This window comes from Amycolatopsis sp. 2-15 (genome assembly GCF_030285625.1).
Classification (GTDB): domain Bacteria; phylum Actinomycetota; class Actinomycetes; order Mycobacteriales; family Pseudonocardiaceae; genus Amycolatopsis; species Amycolatopsis carbonis.
Genome location: NZ_CP127294.1, coordinates 8,446,203 through 8,470,898, shown reverse-complemented (window position 1 = coordinate 8,470,898; position 24,696 = coordinate 8,446,203). Strand labels below are relative to the sequence as shown.

Below are 24,696 nucleotides of genomic sequence, written 5' to 3'. Positions count from 1 at the left end.
GGCCGAGGCCGTGCCGCCGGCGGGCGCGTGTGCGAGCCCCGAGGCGGCGCACGCGACCGTGCCGGCGGTGCCATGGGCGCAGCGGATGCTGGACCCGGCGGCGGTGTGGCCGCACAGCACGGGCGCCGGGTGCTGGTGGCGGTCGTCGACTCCGGGGTGGACTCCGACCGTCCGCAGCTGCGCCGCGCGGGCAAAGTCCGGTGGGGCGAGGACTTCTGTCTGGTGGGTTCGCTGCCGGGGTCGTTCGACTGCGACTCGCACGGCACGGCCGTCGCGAGCATCATCGCCGCCGACGCGGTGCCGGGTGTCGGGTTCGCCGGGCTGGCGCCCGGGGCGAGCATCCAGCCCGTGCGCGTCACCGAGCGCGCCGCGAACTCCGACGGCACGCTGGAGGGCATCGACTTCGCCATCCTCGCGCAGGGGGTGCGCTACGCCGCCGACCAGGGCGCCAAGGTGATCAACCTGTCGCTCGCCGGGCGGACCGACAACGCCGACCTGCGCGCGGCCGTCGCCTACGCCCGCGCCAAGGACGCGCTCGTGGTCGCCGCCGTCGGCAACATGCAGCAGGGCGAGCACCCCGGCCAGCCCACCTACCCGGCCTCCTACGACGGCGTGCTCGGCGCCGTCGACCAGACCGGCCGGCGCCCGGCCGACTCGCAGACCGGCCCGCAAGTCGACCTCGTCGCTCCCGGTGGGGGCGTCGTGGCCGCCACCCGCGCCGCCGGCCACGACTACTGGCAGGGCACGAGCTTCGCCGCGCCGTTCGTGTCGGCGACGGCCGCCCTCGTCCGCGCCGCCTGGCCCACCCTCACCGCCGACCAGACGGCCCGCCGCATCCTCGCCACGGCCACCCCGTCTCCCAGCGGCCACGGCCCCGGCTACGGCGCGGGCCTCGTCAACCCCTACCACGCCGTGACGGACCAGCTGGCCACCGCACCACCCCGCCGGCTGCCGACTGTCCACAAAGTACAGCCGGACGCCGCGCAGCTCAGCCGCGCTGCTTGGGCGCAGTCGATCAACGGGTTGGCTTCGCTGGTGATCGTCGCGGCGATGGGTGCCGCTCTGCTGGTACTGCTCGCGGTGGCCGTCGCGGCACGGCTCGCGCTCGCGGTGGCGGGTCCGCCGTGCAGCACCACCAGGGGACCGCTGACCCGCGTCGCGACCGGGCCCCGCCCGAGCCGGTGCGTTGAGCGCACCCAACGCCACATTGGGGTGCGGCCGCAAGCGCGGCGCCCGCACCGGAATCACCCAGCGCGCGCGATAGCACCGTGGCCGCCGCGAGCACCAGCACAGCGACCCCGTCGGCCGCCAACGAGGCCGCGCCCCACGGCGGGCCCGAGCGCAGCGCGGCGACCAGCGTCAGCAGCACAGCCGCGCCGGCGCCCGCCAGGCCCAGCGCCCGCGGGTGGCGGGGAGCCCACAGCCGCCCGGTGCGCGCGGCGCCGGCCGCGACCGTGGCCGCGAGGTCGTCGTACTCGAGTTCCGGCCAGTCTGTGCCCCTCGGCACAAGGTGAAGCACCTCACCGTCGCGCACGCGCTGGGCGCCGAGGGCGCTCGCCTCCGTGACGGGGCTGCCGTCGAGGCGGCGCAGCATCCAGCCACCGTCCTGCGCGCCCTCGTCGGCGAGCGCGTCGCCGGTGCGGCGCACCAGGCCGGGCAGCAGCTCCGCGATCGGCGACCGGTCCGGCAGCGCCAGTTCCATGCGGCGGGCCGGCGCGTCGATCGTCACCCTCACCAGGCCTGTGGTCATCGTCCGACCTCCCCGGGCTCGTGCGGCCCACGATGACGGGGGAGCGCGGCCCGCGGGGGCCCTCGGCAGCTTGCGGTCATCGATCGGGGACACCCTTCATGCCGATGAGTGAGCGCATGAGACGTCCGTCTCCACCAAAGGGGTGAAAGATCGCTTGTCGGGCAGCTCGTACTCTTACGGGGCGTTACTCATAGAGGAACATTCACGTTGAGTCGTGAGTTGCTTCCACCCAAGAACGAGATGAAGGAGGTACCGCCATGGGCACCGAGCCCCCCGTCGTCCACGCGACGATCGTCTTCGGGCTGCGCACGTTCGGGAGCGTTCCGCTGCCGGTGCGCGCTGACCTCGAGTACGACCCGTCGGACCCGTACGCCATTTCCGTCGGCTACCACGCCGGCCCCGGTGTCGTCCGCTGGCTCTTCGGCCGCGACCTGCTCGCAGACGGCCTCATCGCCCCCGCCGGCGACGGCGACGTGCGAGTGCGCCCCGCCGCCGACGACGCCCGCGTGGTCGTCGAGCTCAACGCCCCCGACGGCTCCGCCGTGCTGGAAGCCCCGGCCGACGAGCTCGCAGACTTCCTCGACCGCACCTACGACGAGGTCCCGGCCGGCGACGAGGCCCTCTGGTTCGACTTCGACCAGGAACTCGCGAAGCTGGCCCTGCGCGACTGAGCTCCCCGGCAGCATCGGGGACTTGGCGTGATCGGGTGGTTTGGACCGCCGAGGTGCCTGTGTCACAGGCTGGTCGTGTCACCGGCGCTTCATCGCCGCCAAGGTCAGTGCCATCGGGGGCGTCGCGCAGCCAGGTGGCTCGCACCCCTGAGCCGTCGGCGGCCGCATAGCCGAGTTTCGCGGTGGCCCCGCGCCACTCGTGACATCAGCCTCGCTGCCCGGCCCACCGGACGGCGGGACCCATCGCCCACCCGGCGGCGGCGAACACCGCGCCGACCAGCAGCCAGCCGGGGGTGCCCCACTGGACGAGCGCCGTGCTGAGCAGCGCCGGGCCCGCCATGCGGGCCACGGACGTGCCGGTGCCGAAGAAGCCCTGGTACTGGCCCTGCCGCGCGGCGGGCGCGAGGGCGAAGCCGATTTCCCAGGTGCCGGCCGACTGCAGCATCTCCCCGAGTGCCTGTAGCAGCGCTCCGGCGACGAGGACCGCGACGGCCACCGTCGCCGATGAGCCCGTCGCCGAGAGTGCGAAGGTGACGCACGAGGCGGCCAGCAGCACGCCGGAGTGCCGCACCAGCCGCTTCGCCGAGGGCAGGCCGGTCACGCGCGTCGCCACGCGGACCTGGCCCAGCACGACCACGATCGTGTTCAGCACGAACAGGGCCGACACCGTCCACTCGGGAGCGGCGGTCCGCGAGACGATCCACAGTGGAATCGCGAAGCTCAGCAACGGCATGCGCAGCAACAGGATCGCGTTCAGCAGCGTGACGAGCGCATACGGCCGGTCGCGCAGCACGGCCAGCGCCGGCTCGCCCTCTACTCGCGGCACCGGCGCGACGGCCGGCAGCAGGCGCAGCAGCACGGCCGACACCACGAACGCGGCCGCGTCGAGGGTGAACGCGGCGGCGTACGCGCCGGGCGTATCCGCCAGCAGCGCGAGACCGCCGAGGCCCGCGCCGACGGCCAGCCCCGCGTTGCCGGCCGACTGCAGGTGCGCGCGGACCCGCGTGCGCTGCTGCGGCTCCGCCACGGCGGCCAGCAGGGCCTGGCGCACGGCGCTGACCCCACATTGCCCGGTGGCATAACAACAAGCGGCGAGCGTGAACGTCCACGCCGAACCCGCGAACAGGAACGCCGTGATCGCCAGCCCGGTCGCCACCGACAGCAGCACCGCCGCACCCCGCGCGCCCCTGCGGTCGGCCGCGTGCCCAAGCGGCACGCCGGCGACCGTGCCCACCGCCCAGCCCAGCGTGAGACCCAGCCCCACCTGGCCTGGTGTCAATCCGACAACGCGCGTGAAATACAGCACCGCGCACGTGAGAAAAGCACCATCGCCCAGTGAGGCGGCGAGCTGCGCACCCGCGAGCAAGCGGCCGGGCCGCGAACCGGCCACGGAGGCGGGGCGCTCGATCGTCGTCATGCCGTTGACGCTAGAGCTGCGTTTGGCCCTGCACCAGATCCAATTCTGTGCACCCAGACCGGGCCAATGTAGGCTGCCGGAGGTGGACTTCCACGTGACGCTCGCCGGGCGCGGCGACCTCGGCACGCGCATCTACCGCGAGCTGCGCGACGCGATCCTCGACGGCCGGCTGCGCTCCGGCGAACGCCTCCCGCCCACCCGGGAGCTGGCGAAACGCCTGTCGGTCTCCCGCAACACCGTCGCCGTGGCCTACGACCGGCTCACCGCGGACGGGTTCCTCGCCGGCCGCGTCGGCTCCGGCACCTACGTGTCCGCCGAGCTGCCCGCCGGCCGGACGAGACAGGCACCTGCCGGTTCGGCCCGGCCGCGCGAGGTGTGGCGGACGCTGCCCCCGCTCGAACCGGCGGGCACCGACCCGGAGTACGACTTCCGCGTCGGCATTCCCGACGCGCGGCTCTTCCCGATGCAGGCCTGGCGCCGGCTGCTGTCGGCGGAGCTGCGAGGAACCGGTTCCGCGCACTACGGCGACCCCGCGGGCCACGCCGGGCTGCGGGCGGCGATCGCGCGCCACGTCGGCGTTTCGCGGTCCGTGCGCGCCGACGCCGGCGACGTCCTCGTGACCCAGGGCGCGCAGCAGGCGCTCGACCTGCTGTGCCGCGTGCTGGTCGAACCCGGCGACCGCGTCGCGATGGAAGAACCCGGCTACCGCATGGCGCGGCTACTGTTCCGTTCGCACGGCGCCGAAATCGTCGGCGTGCCCGTGGACGGTGAAGGATTGCAGGTCTCGGCCCTGCCCCCGCGCACGCGGCTGGTGTACGTCACGCCGTCGCACCAGTTCCCTCTGGGCACGCCGATGTCGCTCGCGCGCCGGACCGCGCTGCTCGACTGGGCCGAGCGCACCGGCGCGATCGTGATCGAGGACGACTACGACAGCGAGTTCCGCTTCTCCGACCGCCCGCTCGAACCGTTGCAGAGCCTCGACCGCGCCGGCTGCGTCGCGTACGTCGGCTCGTTCTCCAAAACCCTGCTTCCCGTGCTGCGCCTGGGTTTCCTGGTCGCGCCGCGCTCGTTGCGCGACGCGTTGCTCTACGCCCGGCAACTGGCTGACTGGCACGGCGACCACCACGCGCAGGCCGCGCTCGCCCGGTTCCTCGACGAGGGCCCGTTCGCCCGCCACATCCGCAAGGCGACCCGCGAATACGCCGCGCGCCACGAGCACATCACGAAGTTGCTGCACGAGGAGTTCGCGGAACTGCTCACGCCGGTGCCCTCGGCCGCCGGGCTGCACCTCTGTGCACTGTCCGATGTGGACGTGGAACTCGTTGCGGCGCGGGCGAACCAAGCCGGTGTCGGGGTGCAGTCTCTGGCGGGACTGTGCGGGGAACCCGCGCCGTCCGGGCTGGCCCTCGGCTACGGCGCCGTGGCCCCGGAGAAGATCGAGGCCGGCCTCGCCGTACTGAGACGCGTGTTCGACGAGGGTTGACCTCACGGCCCACCGGCGTACGGTCGAAGGTGTTGGCTGTTGTTCAGAGACGTGCTCCGGTCAGCGCCCCTGCAGGTTCCTGCGAGAGGAGCGCTCCATGAACACCCCGTTTCCCGCGGTTTCGGTACCGGCGGAGCTCACCATCACCACCACCGACCACGAAGGCGCTCGTGTGCTCACCCCGGTGGGTGACCTCGACGCCGCCACCGCCCACGTTTTCGCCGAAGCACTCACCGACGCCGTCGAGCTCGGCAGGCCCGTGGTGGCGGATCTCTCCCGCGTCGAGTTCCTCGGCTGCGCCGGTATCCGCGCGTTGTTCACCGCGCACGATCGGGCTGTTTCGTTCACCGTGGTGTGTGACGGTGCGCGCAGCCTGCGCCGCTGCCTCGACGTGACCGGTGCGTCCGCCATGGTGGCCGTGCACCCGACGCTGAGCCGAGCGCTGGCGGCCGCGGTCGCGTCCTGAGCGAGTTTCGGGGTCCGGAGCCTCGGGTAGGCAGAGATCATGGCTGCTCACACGACAAACGTCCCGGACCTCGAGCTGAACAACGGCGTGCGCATCCCGCAGTTCGGGTTCGGTGTGTTCCAGATTCCGGAGGACGACACCGCCGACGCCGTGCGAACCGCGCTCGAGGCGGGCTACCGCCACATCGACACCGCGCAGATGTACCGCAACGAAGCCGGGGTCGGCGAGGGCATCGAGAAGTCAGGTGTGCCTCGTGAGGAAGTCTTCGTCACCACGAAGCTCGCCAACGACGCCCAGGGCCACGACAACGCGATCAACGCGCTCGAAGGCAGCCTGCGCCGGCTCGGCCTCGACTACGTGGACTTGTACCTGATCCACTGGCCGTTGCCGCACCAGGACAAGTACGTGCGCACCTGGGAAGGCTTCGAAGAGCTGCTGCGCGCCGGGAAGGCGCGCTCGATCGGCGTGTCGAACTTTCAGGTGGAGCACCTCGAAGAGCTCGCCCGCCGGACCGGCACGGTGCCGGCGGTGAACCAGATCGAGCTGCACCCCGCGTTGCAGCAGACCGAACTCCGCGCCTACCACCGTGCGCACGGCATCGCGACCGAAGCGTGGAGCCCGCTCGCGCAGGCGGCCGTGCTCTCCGACCCGGTGCTGACCGGGCTGGCGGACAAGCACGGCAAGACCGCGGCCCAGGTGGTGCTGCGCTGGCACCTGCAGCTGGGCAACATCGTGTTCCCGAAGTCGGCGACGCCCGCGCGCATCCGGGAGAACATCGACGTGTTCGATTTCGAACTCGCCGACGAGGACCTGGAAGCGATCGGCAAGCTCGACGCCGACCACCGCACGGGTCCGCATCCCGACACCTTCCGCGGCTGAACCTGCGCCGCACGGGTTTTCCCCCGCTGGTCCAGGGGTACTTCTTCGGGAGAGGCCGGAAGGAGTGTGCCGGGATGAGCACAGAAGCGTACGTCTCGTTCCTCGCCATCGGTGTGGTGCTCGTGCTGATCGACGGGCAGATCATCTACCGCAGCGGACGCGGGTACCTGGAGAGTTCCTACGGCGACCCCGCCGCGGGTGCGTCGATGACCCGGCTGGTGACGGTGCTGTTCCACCTGGTGACGCTGGGGCTGCTGGCGTTGCTGTCCACGATCCCGCTCGGCGACAGCGATCTGCCCGGGGTGGTGGGCCGCGTCGGCGTGCTGCTGCTGGTGCTGGCGATCGTGCACGCCCTCACGCTCGCCGTGCTGGGCCGCATCCGCGGCGAGCAGGTGGGCGAAGCCGTGGTGAACCGCAGGATCTCGCGCCGAGAGGCCGAGCAGCGGGGCACGGCGGTGACCACGGCGGTGCCGGCCCAGGAGGCGAGCTACCCGGACGTGAGTCCGCCGCTGGAGCACCGCGCGCCGTGAGTAGCCGTGCCTCAGACTTTCGTGAACGAACCTGAGGAGTGACCGGATGAACAGACCGGTGGTCGAAATCGAACGCGAGCGCAAGTACGAGGTCGCGCAGGACGCGGTGGTCCCCGACTTCGTCGGCGGCGGGACGGTGCAGGGCCAGGACGCGCCGGCCGAGGAGCAGCTCGACGCGACGTACTACGACACCGCCGGGTTCTCCCTCGCGCGTGCCGGGATCACCCTGCGCCGCCGCGTGGGCGGGCACGACGCCGGGTGGCACCTGAAGCTGCCGGTCGGGCCCGACGAGCGCGAGGAGCTGCAGGTCCCGCTCGGCGTCGACGACCGCAAGGTGCCCCGTGAGCTGAACCAGCTGCTGCGCGCCCACACACTGGGAGGCAAGCTCCTGCCCATCGCGCACCTGAAGACCGACCGGTTCTCCCACCGGCTCACCGACTCGTCGGGCCAGATCGTCGCGACCGTGACCGACGACCACGTGACCGGGGAGGTCGGCGGGAAGACGGCGCGGCTGGACCGGTGGCGTGAGCTCGAGATCGAGCTCGCGGGCGACGCCGCGCCGGAACTGCTCGACGAGCTGGAGAGCACGGTGGTCGACGCCGGCGCCCGGACGTCGCGGTGGCCTTCGAAGCTGCGGCGCCTGATCGACGACCGCGTGCCCAACGGACAGGTGGTCGGCGAGCGGCCTGACGGGGGCGAGGTCGTCGGGGCCTACCTGCGGGAGCAGTTCGCGGCGCTGCAGCGTGCCGACGTCGGGGCGCGGCGCGACGTCGAGGACTCCGTGCACCAGCTGCGCGTGGCCTCGAGGAAGCTGCGGAGCGCGCTGCGGACGTTCTCGTCCATTGTGGACGACGACCGGATCCCGAGCGTGACGCGCGAGCTGAAGTGGCTGGGCGGCGAGCTGGCCCCGGCCCGCGACGGCGAGGTCGTCGAGGCGCTCGTGCGCGAGTGGGTGGACGGCGCGTCGGCCGAGCTCGTGGTCGGGCCGGTGGACCAGTTCCTGACGCGGCGGTTCTCCCGCGAGGCCGTGGACGCGCGGGAGAAGGTGCTGGAGGCGTTGCGCGGCAAGCGGTACCTGGCTCTGATGCAGGAGCTCGACGCCGTCGTGTCGGGTGTGCCGACCGACGCCGGCTCCGCGAAGAAGGTGCTGCGCAAGCCGGTGCGCAAGGCTGCGGGGAAACTCCGGAAGGCGGAGAAGGCGGCGCACGGGCTGTCCGGCCGGGAGCTGGAGCACGCGCTGCACGACGTGCGCAAGAAGGCCAAGCGCGCTCGCTACGCGGCTGACGTGGTGCGGCCCGTGTTCGGCGGCAAGGTGCGCGGGTGGCGCAAGAACGTGAAGAACGTGCAGCAGTTGCTGGGCGAACACCAGGACTGGGTGGTGGCGGGCCCAGTCGTGTACCGCCTCGGCGTCGACGGCCACGACGAAGGCGTCGGGTTCACCTTCGGCGTGCTCTACGGGACCGGCGGGGGAGTGCGCGCCGGGATGCGGCGGGAGTTCGTGAGCCGGTGGAAGCGGCTCGAAAAGGGGGACGCGCCGAAGTGGCTGTAGGCCGCGCGGCGAGGTGACCGACAAAGGTGGCCGGGTGCCGGGGGAGTTGCCTCGGTACCCGGCCATCGCCCGTTCGTGGGGTGGGAATTCCGGGCGTGATTGAACCGCCGGCCCGTGTCGTCCGTGTTGGATGAGAGCGGCGTGAGGAGGCAACGTGCGGAGTCAGCGGGCGGGGGACGTGGTCGCGTTCGTGCTCCCGGGCAACGTGGACGACGTCACGGAGCCCAGCGGGGGCAACACCTACGACCGGCGGATGTGCGAGAGCTTGCCGGGCGCGGGGGTGCCCGTGCTGCAGGTGGCCGTGCCCGGGTCGTGGCCCGAGCCGGGGCCGACGGGGCGCGCGCGGCTGGCGCGGGCGCTCGCGGCGCTGCCGGACCTCACGACCGTGCTGATCGACGGCCTGGTCGCGTGCGGAGTGCCCGACGTGGTGGTGCCGCACGCGCGGCGGCTGCGCCTGGGCGTGCTCGTGCACCTGCCGCTGGCCGACGAGACCGGCCTCGACCCCGTGCACGCCGCCGAGCTGGATGCGTGCGAACGCGAGACGCTGCGGGTGGTGCGCCAGGTCGTGGCGACGAGCCCGACGGCCGCGCGCACGCTGATCAGCCGCCACGGCCTCGGGCCGTCGACGGTCGCCGTGGTGGAGCCGGGCGTGGACCTGGCGCCGCTGGCGTCGGGGACCGACGGGGTTTCGCGGCTGCTGTGCGTGGCGGCGGTGACCCCGCGCAAGGGCCAGGACGTGCTCGTCGAAGCGCTGGCCCAGCTGCCTGACCTCGATCTCACCGTGGATTTCGTCGGCTCGCTGACGCGCGCGCCGGAGTACGTCGACGAGCTGCGCTGGTCCGTCGACCGCCTCGGCCTCGGCGACCGCGTCACCTTCGGCGGGCCGAAGGCCGGCGCCGAGCTCGACGCGGCTTACGACCGCGCCGACCTGGTGCTGCTGCCCTCGCACGCGGAGACCTACGGCATGGTTATCACCGAAGCCCTGGCGCGCGGCATTCCCGTGGTGGCCAGCAATGTCGGCGGGGTGCCCGATGCGCTCGGCCGCTCGTCGGACGGCGCGGTGCCCGGCCTGCTCGTCCCGCCCGGAGACCCGGGCGCCCTCGCTTCCGCGCTGCGCGGCTGGGTCACCGACGCCGAGCTGCGGCGCGACCTGCGCACGGCGGCGCTCGGCCGCGGCAGCGCCCTCGAAGAGTGGGACGGCGCGGCCCGCCGGCTCACCGAAGTACTTTCCCGCTGGCGTTCGATCCCGATCAAGGTGGCCTGATGCGTACGTTCTGGTCGTGGTTCCGAATCCTCGCCGGGTTCGCGATCATCGGGGTGCTGGCGTGGCGCCTCGGCACCGACGCCTTCCTCGACGGCCTGCGGGTGATCGGCCTGTGGCCGGTGCTGGCCGCGCTGACGATCGGGCTGCTGACCACCGTCGTGAGCGCTTGGCGGTGGCGCGTGGTCGCTTCGCGGCTGGGACTGCGCCTGCCGCTGCGCCAGGCCGTGGCGGATTACTACCGCGCGCAGTTCCTCAACGGTGTGCTGCCGGCCGGGATCCTGGGCGACGTGCACCGCGCGGTGGACCATGGCCGCAAGGCCGGTGACGTGGCGCGCGGCGTGCGAGCTGTTGTTCTGGAACGCACAGCCGGACAGGTCGTGGTGGTGGCGGCCGGACTCGCCGTGTTGTTTTTCCGACCTGCCGTGTTGCCTGCGTTCGCCCACGATGTGCTGACTTTCGCAGGTGCTGGTGTTCTTCTGGCCGCGATCGTGGTGCTGACCGTCGCGTGCAGCACGGGCGACCGCTGGCTGCACAGCGCGTCGAAGTGGCAGCGGGGGTTCGCGGAGTCGATGGCGGACGTTCGCGCCGGGCTGCTGGGGCTGCGCACGTGGCCGCGGGTCACGGCGTTGTCGCTGGTCGCGCTGGCCGGGCACCTCACGCTGTTCGTGGTCGCCGCGCACGCGGCCGGTGCCACCGCTTCGCTGATGACGCTGCTGCCGCTGCTGGTGCTCGCGCTGCTGGCGATGGGGCTGCCGATCAACGTCGGCGGGTTCGGGCCGCGCGAAGGTGTCGCGGCCCTGGCGTTCGCCGCCGCGGGGCTGGGTGCGCAGCAGGGGGTGACGGTCGCCGTCGTGTACGGGTTGCTCGGCCTGGTGTCCACGGCTCCGGGCGGGGCGGTGCTGCTGGTCCAGTGGCTCGGCTCGCTGCGTCGCCGGCCGCTCGTGTCGGCCGCGCCGACCGCGTTGCCGGCGCGTACTGCGGCTCCCGCGCCGGCCCGGGTACCTGCGCGGTCCGCCGCCTGACGATCACCGCGTCTCCTCGGCTTCCCGGTGGTGCTGAAAGCGCTCTCACCGCAGGTCACGCACCGTGCGGCGGTCGGCTTGGTGCGCCTGGGTGTCGGCGACCGGGCCACGGCGGAACAGACGTATCGCGAACTGGCGGCGCGGACGGAGGCGTTGGGCGCGGATCTGCTGGGTGTCGTGCCCGTGCTGACCGTGCGCGCCGGCGCGGTCGTGGAGCCGGGGGAGGCGCCGCATTCCTGGGGCTGGGCCCCGACTCCGACGGAGCCCGCGAAGGTGTGCTGACCGGCTCAGCCGGCGTCGAGGCGAGCTTCGGCGCGGGTGGGCTGGAAGAGTTCGACCGGGTTGGTGGACGGATCTTCGATCAGCACCTGCCGTCCGCCGACCCCGTCGACGACCGGGCCACGAAACGCCACCCCGGCCGCGCGCAGCCTCGCGACCTCGGTGTCGAGGTTCTCGACCTGCAGCGCGAACCGGTTCCAGCCTCCCGGCTCGGGAACCCGGCCGTCCGGCAGGGCCTGGCCGCCGCCGGGCCCGCCTCCCGGCGCGCTGAGCAGCAGCCGGAGTTCACCGCGGGCGAGCATCGCGAAGGCCGGAGCGGGGTGCATGACCTCGGTGAAGCCGAGATGGTCGCGGTAGAACCCGATCGCGGCATCGACGTCGTCCACGAGGTAGCGGACGCTGACTGTGGCCATGGCAGCCTCCTGAAGGAGTCACGATACCTACGCCCGGCTGAACCGCGCTCCCCATTCGTGCACACGCTCCTGCAGTTCCGGCGGCGTCACCACCCGGAAGTCGGCGCCGACGACACCCAGCGCGAGTGTCGGCCAGTCCAGGGAGTCGGCGGTCATCAGTACCCGGCACTGGTCACCGGCCAGCTCCTCGACCGTGCTCCACTGGCCGATGCGCTCGCGCACGGTGGTGGCCGGCGCGTCCACGACGACCTCCACCCGGTATGGGCGCGCGACGTTGTCCAGACCGGCGCGGACGAACTCGGCGGCGTCGGCCGCGGGCAGCTCGCGCGGGCGGAACGGGGCGCCGGTGCTGCGCGGGTCGGTGAGGCGGTCGACGCGGAAGCTGCGCCAGTCGTGGCGGGTGAGGTCGTAGGCGACGAGGTACCAGCGGCGGCCCACCGGGACGAGGCGGAGCGGCTCGACGTGTCGCTCGGTCTGCCGGCCGTCGGCAGACCGAGCGGTGTAGGAGAACCGCAGCCGTTCGCTGTCGCGGCAGGCCAGGGCGATGGCCGTAAGCACGCCGGGGTCGACGCTGGGGCCGGGAGCGCCGTTCCAGCCGAGGGGGACGGTCATCGCGCGCAACGCGTCGACGCGCCGCCGCAGCCGGGCCGGCATCACCTGCACCACCTTCGCCAGCACGCGCAGCGACGACTCCGCGACGCCCTCGACCGAACCCTGCGCGGCCGCCTGCAGGCCCACCGCCAGCGCCACGGCCTCCTCGTCGTCGACGACCAGCGGCGGCAGCGTCGCACCCGGCGCGAGCTGGTAACCACCGTCGACGCCGCGCTGCGCCTCGACGGGATATCCCAGCTCCCGCAGCCGGTCGACGTCGCGGCGCAGCGTGCGGATCGACACCTCCAGGCGGCCGGCCAGCTCCTGGCCGGGCCAGTACCGGTGCGTCTGCAGCAGCGACAGCAACCGCAGGGTTCGCGAGCTCGTGTTGGCCATGAACCCAGATTCTCTCCTATTGAGGTCACAAAGTGGCCGGAATGGGTTTTACCTTAGGTTCAGACGCAGACACCGACGAGAGGACGAAGCCGTGAACGAGACGTGGCCGACCGACGTGACCACGGGCGAACGCGCCGACCTGCTGGCGATGCTGGGAAAGCACCGCCACTTCCTGCGGTTCACGACGCGTGACCTCACCGACGACCAGGCCCGCCTGCGGACCACGGCCAGCGAGCTGTGCCTGGGTGGCCTCATCAAGCACGTGACGTCGGTGGAACGCGGTTGGGTGGAGTTCATCGGGCAGGGCCCGTCGGCCATGCCGGACTTCTCGGAGCTGACCGAAGCCGACTTCGCCGAGCGCGCCAACGACTTCACCCTGCTGCCGGGCGAGACGCTGGAAGGCGTGCTGGCCGCCTACGCCGACGTGGCCGCCAAGACCGACGAGCTCGTGGCCACGCTGCCCGACCTGGGCGCGACCCAGCCGCTGCCGAAGGCGCCGTGGTTCGAGGAGAACGCGAGCTGGTCGGCGCGGCGCGTGTTCATGCACATCATCGCCGAGACCGCGCAGCACTCCGGCCACGCCGACATCATCCGCGAGTCGCTCGACGGCGCGAAGAGCATGGGCTGAGCGCCCGTCGGCGGGCGCCACGTCCTCGGGCGCCCGCCGGCCGCGCTAGTTCTCCTCGGCGAGCCACGGATAGCGAGCCGTGTCCTGCCCGGCGTAGTCCGGATCGAGGTAGATGAAGCAGCGGTGGATCTTCCAGTCCCGGATCTCGAACACGTCGCACCACCGGCCGGCCGCCCAGTCGGGCGCGCCGGCGCGCCACGGGCCGTCGCGGTGCTCGCCGTGGCTGGTGCCTTCGACGACGACCAGGTCACTGCCGGAGAAGATCCAGTTCAGCTCGGAGTAGTGGTGCTTGATGGCCTTCAGGGTGCCGCCGACGTCGGCGAACATCCGGCCGATCTCGTCGTGGCCGTCCGCGAGACCCCACTTCGGGAAATAGACCTGCGCGTCGACGGAGAACAGGTCGAGAATGCTGCCGCCGCTTGAGGTGACGCCGCCGTGATCGAACGCTTTGAGGTATTCCAGCGCCACGGACTTGCGCTGCTCATCGGTCATGATCTGGGTGCTCAACGTCATTTCGGCTCCTGCCCCCAGGCGGGTCCGGGGGCGCGATCGACGGCGCCTGCGGCCCGGTAGGCGAACGCGATGATCGGGCCGAGCGTAGCGCCGCCGGCCCAGTAAGCACGGCCGGAAGACGAGGCCACGCAGTTGCCGACACCGAAGAGGCCGGGGACCGGCACACCGAGGTCGTCCAGCACCCGTCCGTCCGGGTCGGTCCGCGGGCCGCCCTTGGTGTCGAGCAGGCCGCCGGTGACAAGCGCCGCGTAGTAAGGACCGGTGTCGCTGATCGGCCACATCGTCGGGTTGTCGCGGCCGGGCTCCTCCTTGACCGGACCGTTGAACACCAGCTGGATCGCGGTCTCGCCGCGGGCGAAGTCCTCGTCCTTGCCCTTGGCGGCGAACCCGTTGAACCGGTCGATCGTCCGTGGCAGGTTCTCGGCGAAATCGTCGGCGAGGGTGAAACCCCCGGTTTTGGCGGCGTTGGCCGCGAGCCGCTCGCGGATCTTCACGGTGAGCTCGTCGAGTGTCCGTGCGCTGATGACGTGGGAGTCGTCGGTGCCCGGCGGGACGATCAGGCGGCCGTATTCGTCGCTGGCGGAATGGTCCTGGCTGCGCTGGTCCCACACCTGGACGAGCACCAGGTTCGGGTAGTTGCCCGCGGCCGGGTCCCACTGGAAAAACGTCCGCGCGGACTCGTTGTAGGGCTGCTTCTCGTTGGCCACGCGCATGCCCCGCCGGTTCACGAGGATCATCGAGTCGCCGGCCACCGAGAACATGCCGACCAGGTCGGGCCGCCCGGATTTCTCCAGCGGCACCGGGCACATCCAGGCGTGGTTCATGGTGGCGAACTGTGCGCCCATCGACGAAGAGATCCGCACGAAGTCGCCCTCGTTGGTCACCGCCGCGCAGCCCGGGTAGGCGGGGACCCCGAGGTAGTCGCGGCGCAAGTCGTCGTCGTGCGAGAAGCCGCCGGTGGCGAACACGACACCCTTGCGGGCCAGCACCCGCACGGTCTGCCCGGCGGCGGTCGTGGCCTCGACGCCGGCGACGCGGCCACCGTCGACGACGAGCCGCTGGACCCGGTGCCCCGTGCGCACGTCCACACCGTCGCGCGCGGCCGCCGCGGACAGTTGCGCGATCGCTACCTCGCCGCCGTCGGACATCGATTCCCGGGCGCCTTCCGGCACCAGCACGCGCCCCTTCGGAGCCTTGTCCTCCGCCAGTTCCGACCAGTAGTCCGGCACGTCCGGGCAATGCCGGTACGTGAGCGCGCCCTGCTCGGCCAGCCACTCGGCGGCGGGGCTCGCGCTGTCGTAGAACGCGCGGGCCATCGAGGCTTCCCAGTCGGTGAGGCCGGCAGTCGGGCTCACCGGGTCGAACCTGGTCGGCTGGGACAGCCGCGCGACGTAGCGGAGGAAGTCCTCGAACCGGTCCTCGATGCCGAGCGCGCGCATGGGCTCGTTGTTCGGCACCCAGTACCAGAACGCGGCCTTCTTGGCCGTGCCGCCGAGTTCCGGTGCCTTCTCCAGCAGCACCACCTCGTTGCCCAGCCACCGGCTGAACAGCGCGGTGGGCAGGCCGGCGCCGCCGCCGCCGACCACGACCACATCGGTTTCGACGTCCGCGGACGCGAGTGTCGCGGGGCGGGCGCTCTCTCGCGGCGCGACTGAATCGTTCGTCATGCGCACACCTTGCGGTTCTCCCGCGGAACGCGGTTGTCTCACAATGAGACAGCCGTCGCACCTGGTAAGTGGCCCATGATGGTGCTCCGGGTGAGACTGGGGGTTCGGTCCGTGAACACAATGGAGTGACAACGGATGGGCTACGAGATCGACACGCGCGACGGGCTGGCCCGCCTGCGCCACGCCAGGGAAGTCTTCCTGACCGAGCGACGGCTGCCGGAAGACCTCCCGGCCTGGTTGTCCGCCGCCTGGCGCCGCTCGTGTTTCGCCGAGCTCGACGTCACGCGGGACCACGTGCCGGAGGTGCCCGTGCCGCTGGAGACCCCCTTGGTCCGCGCCGCGACCCCGGTCCTGGCCAAACTGGCCGACGACCTCGTCGGGCTCGGCGCCGCGGTGGTGCTGAGCGACCGCCACGCGCGGGTCGTCGGCTGCTGGGCCGACGAGGAGGCGGTGGGCGCCCACCTCGCCCGGATCGACACCCGGCTGGGTGCGGACCTGTCGGAGCGCTCCACCGGGACCAACGGGATCAGCCACGTCCTGGACACGGGCGGGCCGGTCGTGGTCGGGGGACCCGCGCACATTTTCGAGCTGTACCAGAGCACGGTGTGCGTCGGCGCCCCGGTGACCGACCCGGTCACGCGCAAGGTCAGCGGCGCGGTCGCGGTGGTGTGCGAGCTCGACGCGCCGGCGCGGGTGCTGCACGCACTCGCGACCACGGCGACCGGTGCGATCGAGCGGGAGCTGCTGCACGCCGCGTCGGCGCACGAACACCGCCTGCTCGAGGCCTACCTGCGGGCCGGCCCCGGCCGGTACCCGATCGCCGTGCTCGACGGCCGCACCAGGCTCGTCAGCGACGCCGCCGCCGGACTGCTGCGACCCCGCGACATCGAAACGCTGGAGTCGTATGCGATCGAGGCGGCGCGGGACGGCTGCCTGCCCACGACCGAACTGATCCTCGACGACGGCCTGAAGGTCCGGCTCCGGCCCGCGCTGCCGGGCGACAGCCGGGGCTTGCTCGTGGTCGTGGAGCCACCGCTGCGGCGTCCGGGACGCCGCAGCACCAGGCTTACGCTCTTCGCCGACGCCGGGCTGGCGGGTGGCTCGCCGGCCTGGCGCTCGCTCGAGCGGTCGGTGGCGCGGGCGGGTACCCGGCCGCTGTTGCTGCTGGGCGAACCGGGGGTGGGCAAGACCGGCGTCGCGCGAGCGGCGCTCGGTGATCCCGTCGTTCTCGAGGCCGCAGACGAGGACGGCTGGCTGGCGGAAGTCGCGGACGCGCTGGCGGCGCCGGCGGTGCTGCTGCGTCACGTCGAGCGACTGGCGCGTGGCCGGGCCGCGCGGCTCGCCGCCCTGCTGAGGGCCGGGCATCCCGCACAGGTGATCGCGACGCTCACGACCGGCACCGAGTCGGATTGCGCGAACGTGCTGCGCACGGAATGGTCGCCGGTCGAGATCCTGGTACCGAGCCTGCGCGAGCGGACGGCCGACATCCCGGAACTCGCGCAACGGTTCGGCCGGGGCGTGCACTTCACCCAGGACGCGCGGTCGACGCTGCAGCGGCACGACTGGCCCGGCAACCTCGTCGAGCTGAAGGCCGTGGTCGCGGCGGCGGAAGCGGAGGCCGCCGGGCCGACCGTCAGCGCACGCCACCTGCCGGGACGCTTGCGCTCGTCACCGGCGCACCCGCGACTGACGGAACTGGAGAAGGCCGAACGCCTGGCCATCTCCGACGTGTTGCGCACCGCGAACGGCAATCGCATGCGGGCGGCCGCCCTGCTCGGGATCGGCCGCGCGACGCTCTACCGCAAGCTGCGGCGCTATGGCCTGGAGTGATCGGGTTGGAGTGTTCGGGGCTGGAGTGATCGGGCTCGCGTGATCGGGCTCGCGTGATCGAGCCGGCTCTCAGGTGGTTCTCGTGTAGCGCATTGCGAAGTCGTGCTTCCAGTCTTCGCCCGGCATCGCCATCTCCCACGCGCCGTCGATGCGGTTGCCGTCCGCGCTGAAGGTGCCGGTGAAGCGCTGACGGAAGTGCAGAGGTGAGAAGTCGGCGGCTTCGCGCAGCAGCGCCCAGACGCCGTCGCGGAAGGTCATCGCGTAAAGGCGGCTCACGCCGCGGGCGTCGTAGTAGTGCTGGGTGAACGTGCCGTCCTCGTGGGCGGCGATGACGGAGTAGCTGTCCGGGGCCTCGGGCACCGGGACTTCGATGCGCTGGGTGAGGTAGCGGCCGTCGAGGATCCGCTCGAAGACGCACCGGGCGACGGGCGGGGGCTGGTCGGCGGGCGCGTGGGGGAACAGGACGCTGACGGTCCACTCGCCGAGGAACGGGTCCAGGCCGTCGGTGCTCAAGCGGTGCCTCCAGGGTCAGCCGGTGCGGTCGCCGAAGGATTCGAGGAGCACGCGCAGAGCGTCGGCGAGGGCGGCCTGCTCGGACGGGTCGAGGGCGTCGAGCACCCGGTGCTCCGTGTCGAGGTGGTCGGGCAGGGCGCGGTCGATCAGCGCCCGGCCTTCGACGGTGAGGGCGACGAGAATGCCGCGGCCGTCGGTTTCGCTGCGGCTGCGGGCGATCAGGCCGCGGTCTTCGAGGCGGTCGAGCCGTTGCGTCACGGCGCCGGAGGTGACCATGGCCGTGCGCATGAGCTCGGTCGGTGTGAGGCGGTGGGGCGGGTCGCTGCGGCGCAGCGTGGCGAGCACGTCGAACGACGCCGCGTCGAGGCCGTGTTTGGCGAACGTGCGGCCCAGCTCGGTGTCGATGAGGCGCGACACCCGCTTCAGCCGGCCGATCACGGCCATCGGGGACACGTCGAGGTCCGGGCGCTGCGCAGCCCACTGCGCGAGCACGGAGTCCACGTGGTCGGCCATGACGTCAGCCTAATGGGTGGCTTAGCCATGAGGTACGTCAGCGATCCGTCGAAGTTGCTTAGTGGTGAGCTACTTTGGCCAGGTGGCCGTCTCCCGGACCAGCGCGGACGCCGTTTACGGCTCTGGTGAGGGGATCCCGGACCGTGAAAAAATCTTGGTCCCCGGTATCGTCCGCGCGGTGGCGGAGGCAAGGGTGCGGCGGCGCGGGCTGGCGGTAGTGCTGCTCGTGCTCGCGGTGGCCGCGACGGCGTGCGCGGCTTCGGACGCGGCGATCGGGCGGCTGGGCGAGGTCGTGCGCACGGCGTCGGGCCCGGTCCGCGGCACGGTGACGCCGGATCACCGCGTGTTCCAAGGAATTCCGTACGCGGCGCCGCCGGTCGGCGAACGTCGTTGGCAGCCGCCGGCCCCGCCCGCGTCCTGGACCGCCGAGCGCGACGCCACGGCACCCGGGCCGCGTTGTCCGCAGGGCACCGCGCCCGGCACGAGCGAGGACTGCCTGTACCTCAACGTCTGGACGCCGCCCGTCGCCACGGCGAAACGTCCGGTGCTCGTCTGGATCCACGGGGGCGCCTTCCTCGACGGCGGCGGCGACCGCTACGACGCGACCCGGCTGGCAGTGCGCGGCGGCGCGGTCGTCGTCACGATCAACTACCGCTTGGGAGCACTGGGTTTCCTCGCCGACCCGGCACTGGGCGCCCAGCCCGGCAACTACGGTTTCCTCGACCAGCAACAGGCCCTGCACTGGGTCCACGACAACATCGCGGCCTTCGGCGGCGACCCCGGCGCCGTGACCGTCGCCGGCGAGTCCGCGGGCGGCATGTCGGTCTGCGACCACCTCGTCGCCCCGGGCTCCCGTGGGCTCTTCCGCGCGGCGATCGTCCAAAGTGCTCCGTGTCAGGCACAGGCCACCCTCACGGCGGCGGAAAAGTCCAGTGTGGACTATTCGGCGGCCCACGGCTGTGCCGACCGCGCCACGGCCGCCGCCTGCCTGCGCGCGCTTCCGGGGGCGAAGCTGGCGACCGCTCCCGTCTACTACTCGCTGGCCGGCATCGGGATCCCCGGCCCGGTCACCGGCGGCACGGTCCTGCCGGCCGACCCGGTCACGGCCGTCCAGCACGGCTCCGCCGCCCCCGTCCCGGTGCTCATGGGCACGACCCACGACGAGTTCACCTACTTCCTCGCCCAGCAGCTCGCGGCCGGCGCTCCACCGATCACCCCGGCCGGCTACCCCGCCGCCCTGGCGCGCTACTTCCCGGACGCGGCCGCCGTCGCGGCCGAATACCCGCCGTCCGCCTTCGCGGGCAACGCTTCCCGCGCCTACGCCGCAGCCGTCACGGACTCGTCGTTCGCCTGCGTCGCCGACCAGCTGTCGCACTCCCTGCCGTCGGTCTGGCGTTACGACTTCACCGACGCCACCTCTCCGGCCGCCACCGGCGTCCCCGCTCCCTTCCCGCTCGGCGCGGCGCACACGTTCGAACTCCCGTACTTGTTCGACCTCGACGGACACCCGCCCGCCCTGACCCCGGCGCAGAAGTCCCTGTCCGACCAGATGATCGACGCATGGGCGGCCTTCGTCCACGGCACTGCGGTCCCGACGTGGCCGGCCGGCTCGGTCGTCTCCCTCGCGGCCGACGGTCTCCATCCGGACCCCGGTTTCGCCGCCGACCACCACTGCCCGTTCTGGCACCGGAACACCCCGTGACCCGCTGACGCATCTGCTCTGCGACTGCTCTGCGACGCGCGGGTGTTTTCGGGCCTCACCGCGGGTGCGGTCCGCGTGCAGCAGCACCGAGCGCTCAGCCGGTTGCGCGAGGAGCTCGACCCCGGCTGAGGCACCATGGGCCCATGACCGTCACCGCCGCCGATCTCGGCCGGGCCCTGGAAAGCGTCGACCGCGCCCTGCGGCCCACCGTCACCCAGGACTGGACCCGCAAAGCCGGCGAGCTCGACTGGGACTGCCGCCAGACCGCGGAGCACGTCGGGGACGTCCTGATGTCCTACGCCGCCCAGGTGGTCAGCCGGCCGCAGGACCACTACGTGCGTTTCCTCGCCAAGGCCGACGAAGGCGCCACGCCACAAGAACTCCTGGAGCTCGCCCTCACCGGCGCCCGCCTCCTGAAAGCGGCGGTCAGCACAAGCGCGGAAGACGTCCGCGCCTACCACCCCACCGGGAAAGCCGACCCCGAGGGCTTCGCCGCCATGGGCTGCGCCGAACTCCTGCTGCACGGCGAAGACCTGGCCACCGGCCTGAACACCCGGCTCGACCCGCCCCGCGAAGTCTGCGCGAACGTCGTCGCGCGGCTGTTCCCCGGCGAGGCCCCGGCGTCCGATCCGTGGGACGGCCTCCGGTGGCGCGCGGGCCGGATCGCGCTGCCGGGCAGGTCACGGCAGACGGAGTGGAAGTGGCAGGGCGCACCGCTCGGGGATGAGGCGTCCCGGAGTGTGAACGGTGTCTGCCTGTAACAGGGGGATCCGGTAGTCTCGACTACCAAGGTCGAGAGGCGCTGCAACGGACCACGTGAGTCCGCCACGCTCGGCCGGCTCCACCGTGATCCGAAGGGCGCCTCCGTGACTACGACGGAGGTGGCATGACCCAGCAGCGCAGGATTCAAAACGTGCGGGACCTGCTCGACCAGCGCATTGCCGTGCTCGACGGCGCGTGGGGCACGATGCTGCAGGGCGCCGGTCTGACCCCCGAGGACTACCGCGACGAGTGGCTCGAGGGGCACCCCAAGGAAGTCACCGGCGACCCGGACCTGCTGAACCTCACCCGGCCCGACGTGATCCTCGACGTCCACCGCCAGTACCTGGCCGCGGGCGCGGACATCACGACCACGAACACCTTCACCGCCACCAGCATCGGCCAGGCCGACTACGGCCTGCAGGACCACGTCCGCGAGATGAACCTGCGCGCGGCCGCGCTCGCGCGCCAGGCGGCCGAGGAGTTCGGCGGACGCTTCGTGGCCGGCTCCATCGGCCCGCTCAACGTCACGCTCTCCCTCTCGCCGCGCGTCGAGGACCCGGCGTTCCGCGCGGTGACCTTCGAGGAGGTCAAGGCGTCCTACGCCGAGCAGATCCAGGCGCTCGCCGACGGCGGTGTCGACCTGCTGCTCATCGAGACGATCTTCGACACCCTCAACGCCAAGGCCGCCATCACCGCCGCCCGCGAGGTCGCCCCGCACCTGCCCCTGTGGATCTCCGTGACGATCGTGGACCTGTCGGGCCGCACGCTGTCCGGGCAGACGGTGGAGGCGTTCTGGAGCTCCATCGCCCACGCGGAACCGCTGATCGTCGGCGTGAACTGCTCGCTGGGCGCCGCCGAGATGCGCCCGCACGTGGAGGAGCTGGCGAAGATCGCGGGCACCTACACCGCGTGCCACCCCAACGCCGGCCTGCCCAACGCGTTCGGCGGCTACGACCAGACGCCCGGCGAGACCGGCGGCATGCTCGGCGAGTTCGCGGGCGAGGGCATGGTCAACATCGTCGGCGGCTGCTGCGGCACCACGCCCGCGCACATCGCGAAGATCGCCGAAGCCGTGCGGGGCCTGGCGCCGCGCGAGGTGCCCGAGCCGGCGCACCGCTCGCGCTTCAGCGGGCTGGAGCCGTTCACGATCGGCGAGGACACCGGCTTCGTGATGATCGGCGAGCGCACCAACGTCACGGGGTCCGCGAAGTTCCGCCGCCTCATCGAGGGCGACAACCACCAGGCCGCGGTCGACGTCGCGCTGGAGCAAGTGCGCGGCGGCGCCAACCTGCTCGACGTGAACATGGACGCCGACCTGCTCGACTCCGAGCAGGCGATGACCACGTTCCTCAACCTCATCGCCACCGAGCCCGAGGTCGCGCGCATCCCGGTGATGATCGACAGCTCGCGCTGGAGCGTGCTCGAAGCCGGCCTGCGGTGCGTGCAGGGCAAGGGCGTGGTCAACTCCATCAGCCTCAAGGAGGGCGAAGGCCCGTTCCTGGAGCAGGCCCGCCGCATCCGCGACTACGGCGCCGGTGTCGTGGTGATGGCCTTCGACGAGAAGGGCCAGGCCGACACCGCGCAGCGCAAGGTGGACATCTGCGCCCGCGCCTACGACCTGCTCACGCAGCAGGCCGGGTTCGCGGGCGAGGACATCATCTTCGACCCCAACGTGCTGGCCGTCGCCACCGGCATCAGCGAGCACAACGGCTACGCCAAGGCGTTCATCGAGGCCCTGCCGCGGATCAAGGAGCGCTGCCCCGGCGCGCACACCTCCGGCGGCATCTCGAACCTGTCGTTCTCCTTCCGCGGCAACGACGTGGTGCGCGAGGCGATGCACTCGGCGTTCCTGTTCCACGCCGTGCGCGCGGGGCTCGACATGGGCATCGTCAACGCGGGCCAGCTCGCCGTCTACGAGGACATCCCGAAGGACCTGCTGGAGCTCGTCGAAGACGTGCTCTTCGACCGGCGCGAAGACGCGACCGATCGGCTCGTGGAGTTCGCCGACACGGTCAAGGGCAGCGGCACCAAGCGCGTTGTGGACCTGTCGTGGCGCGAAGGCCCGGTCACCGAACGGCTTTCGCACGCGCTCGTGCACGGCATCGTCGACTTCATCGAGGCCGACACCGAAGAGGCGCGTCAGCAGTTCGACCGGCCGCTCGAGGTCATCGAGGGCCCGCTGATGGACGGCATGAAGATCGTCGGCGACCTGTTCGGCTCGGGCAAGATGTTCCTGCCGCAGGTCGTGAAGAGCGCCCGCGTGATGAAGCGGTCGGTGGCCTACCTCGAGCCGTACATGGAGGCGGAGAAGGAGAAGATGCGCCTCGAAGGCCGCATCGACACCTCCCGCGGCCAGGGCAAGGTCGTGCTCGCCACGGTGAAGGGCGACGTGCACGACATCGGCAAGAACATCGTCGGCGTGGTGCTGGGCTGCAACAACTACGAGGTGATCGACCTCGGCGTGATGGTCCCCGCCGCGCAGATCCTCGACACGGCGGTGGCCGAGAGCGCCGACGTGGTCGGGCTGTCCGGGCTGATCACGCCCTCGCTCGACGAGATGGTCAGCGTGGCCACGGAAATGCAGCGGCGCGGGCTGAAGCTGCCGCTGCTCATCGGCGGCGCCACCACGTCGAAGCAGCACACGGCCGTGAAGATCGCGCCGGTCTACGACCACACCACGGTGCACGTGCTCGACGCGTCGCGCGTGGTCGGTGTGGTGTCCGACCTGCTCGACACCGACCGTTCCGACGTGCTCGACGCCGCCAACCGTGTCGAGCAGCAGCGGCTGCGCGAACAGCACGAGAACCGCCACGCGACGCCGTTGCTCACGGTCGAGCAGGCCCGGGCCAACCGAGAGCAGGTGTCGTTCGACGACGTGCCGGTGCCGGAGTTCACCGGCGTGCGCGTGGTCGAGCCGTCGATCGCCGAGCTGCGCGAGATGATCGACTGGCAGTTCCTGTTCCTGGCCTGGGAGCTCAAGGGCAAGTACCCGGCGATCCTGGAGCAGCCCGTCGCGCGCGAGCTCTTCGACGACGCCACCTCGCTGCTCGACGAGATCATCGCCAACGGCTCCTTCACCGCCCGCGGCTCGTACGGCTACTGGCCCGCGCACGCCGAGGGCGATGACATCCTGCTCGACGGCGAGTACGCCGGCCGCGGTTTCCCCATGCTGCGCCAGCAGACGAAGAAGCCCGAAGGCCGCGCCAACCGCTGCCTGGCCGACTACGTCGCACCGGCCGGCGACCACCTCGGCGGCTTCGCCGTGGCGATCCACGGCGCGGAAGACCTGGCGCACCACTACGAAGCCGAGCACGACGATTACCGCGCCATCATGGTCAAGGCCCTGGCCGACCGCCTGGCCGAAGCATTCGCCGAGTACATCCACCTGGAGGCCCGCCGCCGCTGGTTCGAGCCCGACGCGCAGCCGAAGCTGGAAGACCTGCACGCCGAGCGCTTCCGCGGCATCCGCCCGGCGCTGGGCTACCCCGCGAGCCCCGACCACAGCGAGAAGAAGGACCTCTTCGACCTGCTCGGCGCCCGCGAGCTCGGCATCGGCCTCACCGAGTCGTACGCGATGACCCCGGCCGCCGCCGTCAGCGGCCTGATCTTCGCGCACCCCGGGTCCCGCTACTTCACCGTCGGCCGCCTCGGCCGCGACCAGGTCGAGGACTACGCCCGCCGGCGCGGCCTGGAGCTGGACGAGGTCGAGCGATGGCTGCGGCCGAACCTGGCGTACTGACTCGGAACCACGGCCGGCGTGGGTCGCACCACGTCGGCCGTGTCCGGTTCCGGTAGTCCGAACGGGCGCGAACGGGACGAAACGACCTGGCCTGGCGTCCCGAAAGGCGGCCCGGACCT

22 protein-coding genes and 1 pseudogene are annotated in these 24,696 nt (G+C 72.0%); 15 read left to right on the top strand and 8 right to left on the bottom strand.

Annotation, left to right across the window (positions count from 1 at the left end; all coding sequences use genetic code 11):
• Positions 1–72: 72 nt before the first annotated feature.
• A pseudogene (locus tag QRX50_RS41900) lies at positions 73–798 on the top strand (S8 family serine peptidase); the annotation flags it as partial.
• 217 nt (positions 799–1,015) lie between these two features.
• Here QRX50_RS41900 and QRX50_RS41895 read toward each other — a convergent pair.
• On the bottom strand, positions 1,016–1,702 hold the full coding sequence (locus tag QRX50_RS41895) for an EsaB/YukD family protein (RefSeq protein WP_285974692.1): 687 nt from the start codon (positions 1,700–1,702) through the stop codon (positions 1,016–1,018).
• Between the two features lie 305 nt (positions 1,703–2,007).
• On the opposite strand from QRX50_RS41895, the gene QRX50_RS41890 reads away from it, so the two are divergent.
• Positions 2,008–2,421, top strand: a complete 414-nt coding sequence (locus QRX50_RS41890; RefSeq protein WP_220238926.1) for an SsgA family sporulation/cell division regulator — start codon at positions 2,008–2,010, stop codon at positions 2,419–2,421.
• A gap of 205 nt (positions 2,422–2,626) precedes the next feature.
• Here the strand turns inward: QRX50_RS41890 and QRX50_RS41885 are convergent, their stop codons facing one another.
• Positions 2,627–3,838 carry an MFS transporter gene (locus tag QRX50_RS41885; RefSeq protein ID WP_285968622.1) on the bottom strand — a complete coding sequence of 404 codons (1,212 nt, stop codon included), beginning with the start codon at positions 3,836–3,838 and terminating at the stop codon, positions 2,627–2,629.
• Between the two features lie 82 nt (positions 3,839–3,920).
• On the opposite strand from QRX50_RS41885, the gene pdxR reads away from it, so the two are divergent.
• The 8 genes from pdxR to QRX50_RS41845 all read left to right on the top strand — a co-directional run bounded on the left by pdxR (position 3,921) and on the right by QRX50_RS41845 (position 11,313).
• The gene (gene pdxR, locus QRX50_RS41880) at positions 3,921–5,321 is read left to right on the top strand and encodes a MocR-like pyridoxine biosynthesis transcription factor PdxR (protein WP_285968621.1); all 1,401 of its coding nucleotides are present in this window, start codon (positions 3,921–3,923) and stop codon (positions 5,319–5,321) included.
• 97 nt (positions 5,322–5,418) lie between these two features.
• Positions 5,419–5,787: an STAS domain-containing protein gene (locus QRX50_RS41875; protein WP_285968620.1), complete on the top strand. Its 369-nt coding sequence runs from the start codon at positions 5,419–5,421 to the stop codon at positions 5,785–5,787.
• Positions 5,788–5,826: 39 nt separating this feature from the next.
• Positions 5,827–6,666 carry an aldo/keto reductase gene (locus QRX50_RS41870; protein WP_285968619.1) on the top strand — a complete coding sequence of 280 codons (840 nt, stop codon included), beginning with the start codon at positions 5,827–5,829 and terminating at the stop codon, positions 6,664–6,666.
• Positions 6,667–6,740: 74 nt separating this feature from the next.
• Positions 6,741–7,196: a hypothetical protein gene (locus QRX50_RS41865; protein WP_285968618.1), complete on the top strand. Its 456-nt coding sequence runs from the start codon at positions 6,741–6,743 to the stop codon at positions 7,194–7,196.
• Between the two features lie 46 nt (positions 7,197–7,242).
• The gene (locus QRX50_RS41860; RefSeq protein WP_285968617.1) at positions 7,243–8,745 is read left to right on the top strand and encodes a CYTH and CHAD domain-containing protein; all 1,503 of its coding nucleotides are present in this window, start codon (positions 7,243–7,245) and stop codon (positions 8,743–8,745) included.
• Positions 8,746–8,899: 154 nt separating this feature from the next.
• Complete coding sequence (locus tag QRX50_RS41855) at positions 8,900–10,009, top strand: glycosyltransferase family 4 protein (protein ID WP_285968616.1); 1,110 nt, start codon at positions 8,900–8,902, stop codon at positions 10,007–10,009.
• On the top strand, positions 10,009–11,031 hold the full coding sequence (locus QRX50_RS41850; RefSeq protein ID WP_285968615.1) for a lysylphosphatidylglycerol synthase transmembrane domain-containing protein: 1,023 nt from the start codon (positions 10,009–10,011) through the stop codon (positions 11,029–11,031). Before QRX50_RS41855 ends, QRX50_RS41850 begins: the two co-directional genes overlap by 1 nt.
• Before the next feature lie 30 nt (positions 11,032–11,061).
• Positions 11,062–11,313 (top strand): ATP-grasp domain-containing protein, encoded by a 252-nt coding sequence (locus QRX50_RS41845; protein ID WP_285968614.1) that lies wholly within the window; start codon positions 11,062–11,064, stop codon positions 11,311–11,313.
• Between the two features lie 5 nt (positions 11,314–11,318).
• On the opposite strand, the gene QRX50_RS41840 is transcribed toward QRX50_RS41845, so the two are convergent.
• A complete protein-coding gene (locus QRX50_RS41840; protein WP_285968613.1) occupies positions 11,319–11,723 on the bottom strand; it encodes a VOC family protein in 405 nt (134 codons plus the stop codon).
• A gap of 27 nt (positions 11,724–11,750) precedes the next feature.
• Positions 11,751–12,710, bottom strand: coding sequence for a helix-turn-helix transcriptional regulator (locus tag QRX50_RS41835; RefSeq protein ID WP_285968612.1), 960 nt, complete (start codon positions 12,708–12,710; stop codon positions 11,751–11,753).
• Positions 12,711–12,858: 148 nt separating this feature from the next.
• On the opposite strand from QRX50_RS41835, the gene QRX50_RS41830 reads away from it, so the two are divergent.
• A complete protein-coding gene (locus QRX50_RS41830; protein ID WP_285974691.1) occupies positions 12,859–13,338 on the top strand; it encodes a DinB family protein in 480 nt (159 codons plus the stop codon).
• Positions 13,339–13,383: 45 nt separating this feature from the next.
• On the opposite strand, the gene QRX50_RS41825 is transcribed toward QRX50_RS41830, so the two are convergent.
• A complete protein-coding gene (locus QRX50_RS41825; RefSeq protein WP_285968611.1) occupies positions 13,384–13,851 on the bottom strand; it encodes a nuclear transport factor 2 family protein in 468 nt (155 codons plus the stop codon).
• Complete coding sequence (locus tag QRX50_RS41820; RefSeq protein ID WP_285968610.1) at positions 13,848–15,518, bottom strand: FAD-dependent oxidoreductase; 1,671 nt, start codon at positions 15,516–15,518, stop codon at positions 13,848–13,850. The genes QRX50_RS41825 and QRX50_RS41820 overlap by 4 nt, the downstream gene beginning before the upstream one ends.
• 135 nt (positions 15,519–15,653) lie before the next feature.
• On the opposite strand from QRX50_RS41820, the gene QRX50_RS41815 reads away from it, so the two are divergent.
• A complete protein-coding gene (locus tag QRX50_RS41815) occupies positions 15,654–17,348 on the top strand; it encodes a sigma-54-dependent Fis family transcriptional regulator (protein ID WP_285968609.1) in 1,695 nt (564 codons plus the stop codon).
• Positions 17,349–17,417: 69 nt separating this feature from the next.
• On the opposite strand, the gene QRX50_RS41810 is transcribed toward QRX50_RS41815, so the two are convergent.
• Positions 17,418–17,861, bottom strand: coding sequence for a hypothetical protein (locus QRX50_RS41810; RefSeq protein WP_285968608.1), 444 nt, complete (start codon positions 17,859–17,861; stop codon positions 17,418–17,420).
• Between the two features lie 15 nt (positions 17,862–17,876).
• Complete coding sequence (locus QRX50_RS41805) at positions 17,877–18,374, bottom strand: MarR family winged helix-turn-helix transcriptional regulator (protein WP_285968607.1); 498 nt, start codon at positions 18,372–18,374, stop codon at positions 17,877–17,879.
• 178 nt (positions 18,375–18,552) lie between these two features.
• On the opposite strand from QRX50_RS41805, the gene QRX50_RS41800 reads away from it, so the two are divergent.
• The 3 genes from QRX50_RS41800 (at position 18,553) to metH (ending at position 24,577) form a co-directional block, all read left to right on the top strand.
• The gene (locus QRX50_RS41800; RefSeq protein WP_285968606.1) at positions 18,553–20,076 is read left to right on the top strand and encodes a carboxylesterase/lipase family protein; all 1,524 of its coding nucleotides are present in this window, start codon (positions 18,553–18,555) and stop codon (positions 20,074–20,076) included.
• 143 nt (positions 20,077–20,219) lie between these two features.
• Positions 20,220–20,837 carry a maleylpyruvate isomerase mycothiol-dependent enzyme family protein gene (locus QRX50_RS41795; protein ID WP_285968605.1) on the top strand — a complete coding sequence of 206 codons (618 nt, stop codon included), beginning with the start codon at positions 20,220–20,222 and terminating at the stop codon, positions 20,835–20,837.
• Between the two features lie 125 nt (positions 20,838–20,962).
• Positions 20,963–24,577: a methionine synthase gene (gene metH / locus QRX50_RS41790; protein WP_285968604.1), complete on the top strand. Its 3,615-nt coding sequence runs from the start codon at positions 20,963–20,965 to the stop codon at positions 24,575–24,577.
• Positions 24,578–24,696: the final 119 nt, after the last annotated feature.

Coding starts and splice junctions, on each gene's coding strand:
- QRX50_RS41860 (WP_285968617.1), top strand. CDS start 7,243: ATGAACAGACCGGTGGTCGAAATCGAACGCGAGCGCAAGTACGAGGTC.
- QRX50_RS41825 (WP_285968611.1), bottom strand. CDS start 13,851: ATGACGTTGAGCACCCAGATCATGACCGATGAGCAGCGCAAGTCCGTG.
- QRX50_RS41870 (WP_285968619.1), top strand. CDS start 5,827: ATGGCTGCTCACACGACAAACGTCCCGGACCTCGAGCTGAACAACGGC.
- QRX50_RS41840 (WP_285968613.1), bottom strand. CDS start 11,723: ATGGCCACAGTCAGCGTCCGCTACCTCGTGGACGACGTCGATGCCGCG.
- QRX50_RS41830 (WP_285974691.1), top strand. CDS start 12,859: ATGCTGGGAAAGCACCGCCACTTCCTGCGGTTCACGACGCGTGACCTC.
- QRX50_RS41890 (WP_220238926.1), top strand. CDS start 2,008: ATGGGCACCGAGCCCCCCGTCGTCCACGCGACGATCGTCTTCGGGCTG.
- QRX50_RS41815 (WP_285968609.1), top strand. CDS start 15,654: ATGGGCTACGAGATCGACACGCGCGACGGGCTGGCCCGCCTGCGCCAC.
- QRX50_RS41805 (WP_285968607.1), bottom strand. CDS start 18,374: ATGGCCGACCACGTGGACTCCGTGCTCGCGCAGTGGGCTGCGCAGCGC.
- QRX50_RS41885 (WP_285968622.1), bottom strand. CDS start 3,838: ATGACGACGATCGAGCGCCCCGCCTCCGTGGCCGGTTCGCGGCCCGGC.
- metH (WP_285968604.1), top strand. CDS start 20,963: ATGACCCAGCAGCGCAGGATTCAAAACGTGCGGGACCTGCTCGACCAG.
- QRX50_RS41850 (WP_285968615.1), top strand. CDS start 10,009: ATGCGTACGTTCTGGTCGTGGTTCCGAATCCTCGCCGGGTTCGCGATC.
- QRX50_RS41895 (WP_285974692.1), bottom strand. CDS start 1,702: ATGGAACTGGCGCTGCCGGACCGGTCGCCGATCGCGGAGCTGCTGCCC.
- QRX50_RS41875 (WP_285968620.1), top strand. CDS start 5,419: ATGAACACCCCGTTTCCCGCGGTTTCGGTACCGGCGGAGCTCACCATC.
- QRX50_RS41865 (WP_285968618.1), top strand. CDS start 6,741: ATGAGCACAGAAGCGTACGTCTCGTTCCTCGCCATCGGTGTGGTGCTC.
- QRX50_RS41835 (WP_285968612.1), bottom strand. CDS start 12,710: ATGGCCAACACGAGCTCGCGAACCCTGCGGTTGCTGTCGCTGCTGCAG.
- QRX50_RS41820 (WP_285968610.1), bottom strand. CDS start 15,518: ATGACGAACGATTCAGTCGCGCCGCGAGAGAGCGCCCGCCCCGCGACA.
- QRX50_RS41795 (WP_285968605.1), top strand. CDS start 20,220: ATGACCGTCACCGCCGCCGATCTCGGCCGGGCCCTGGAAAGCGTCGAC.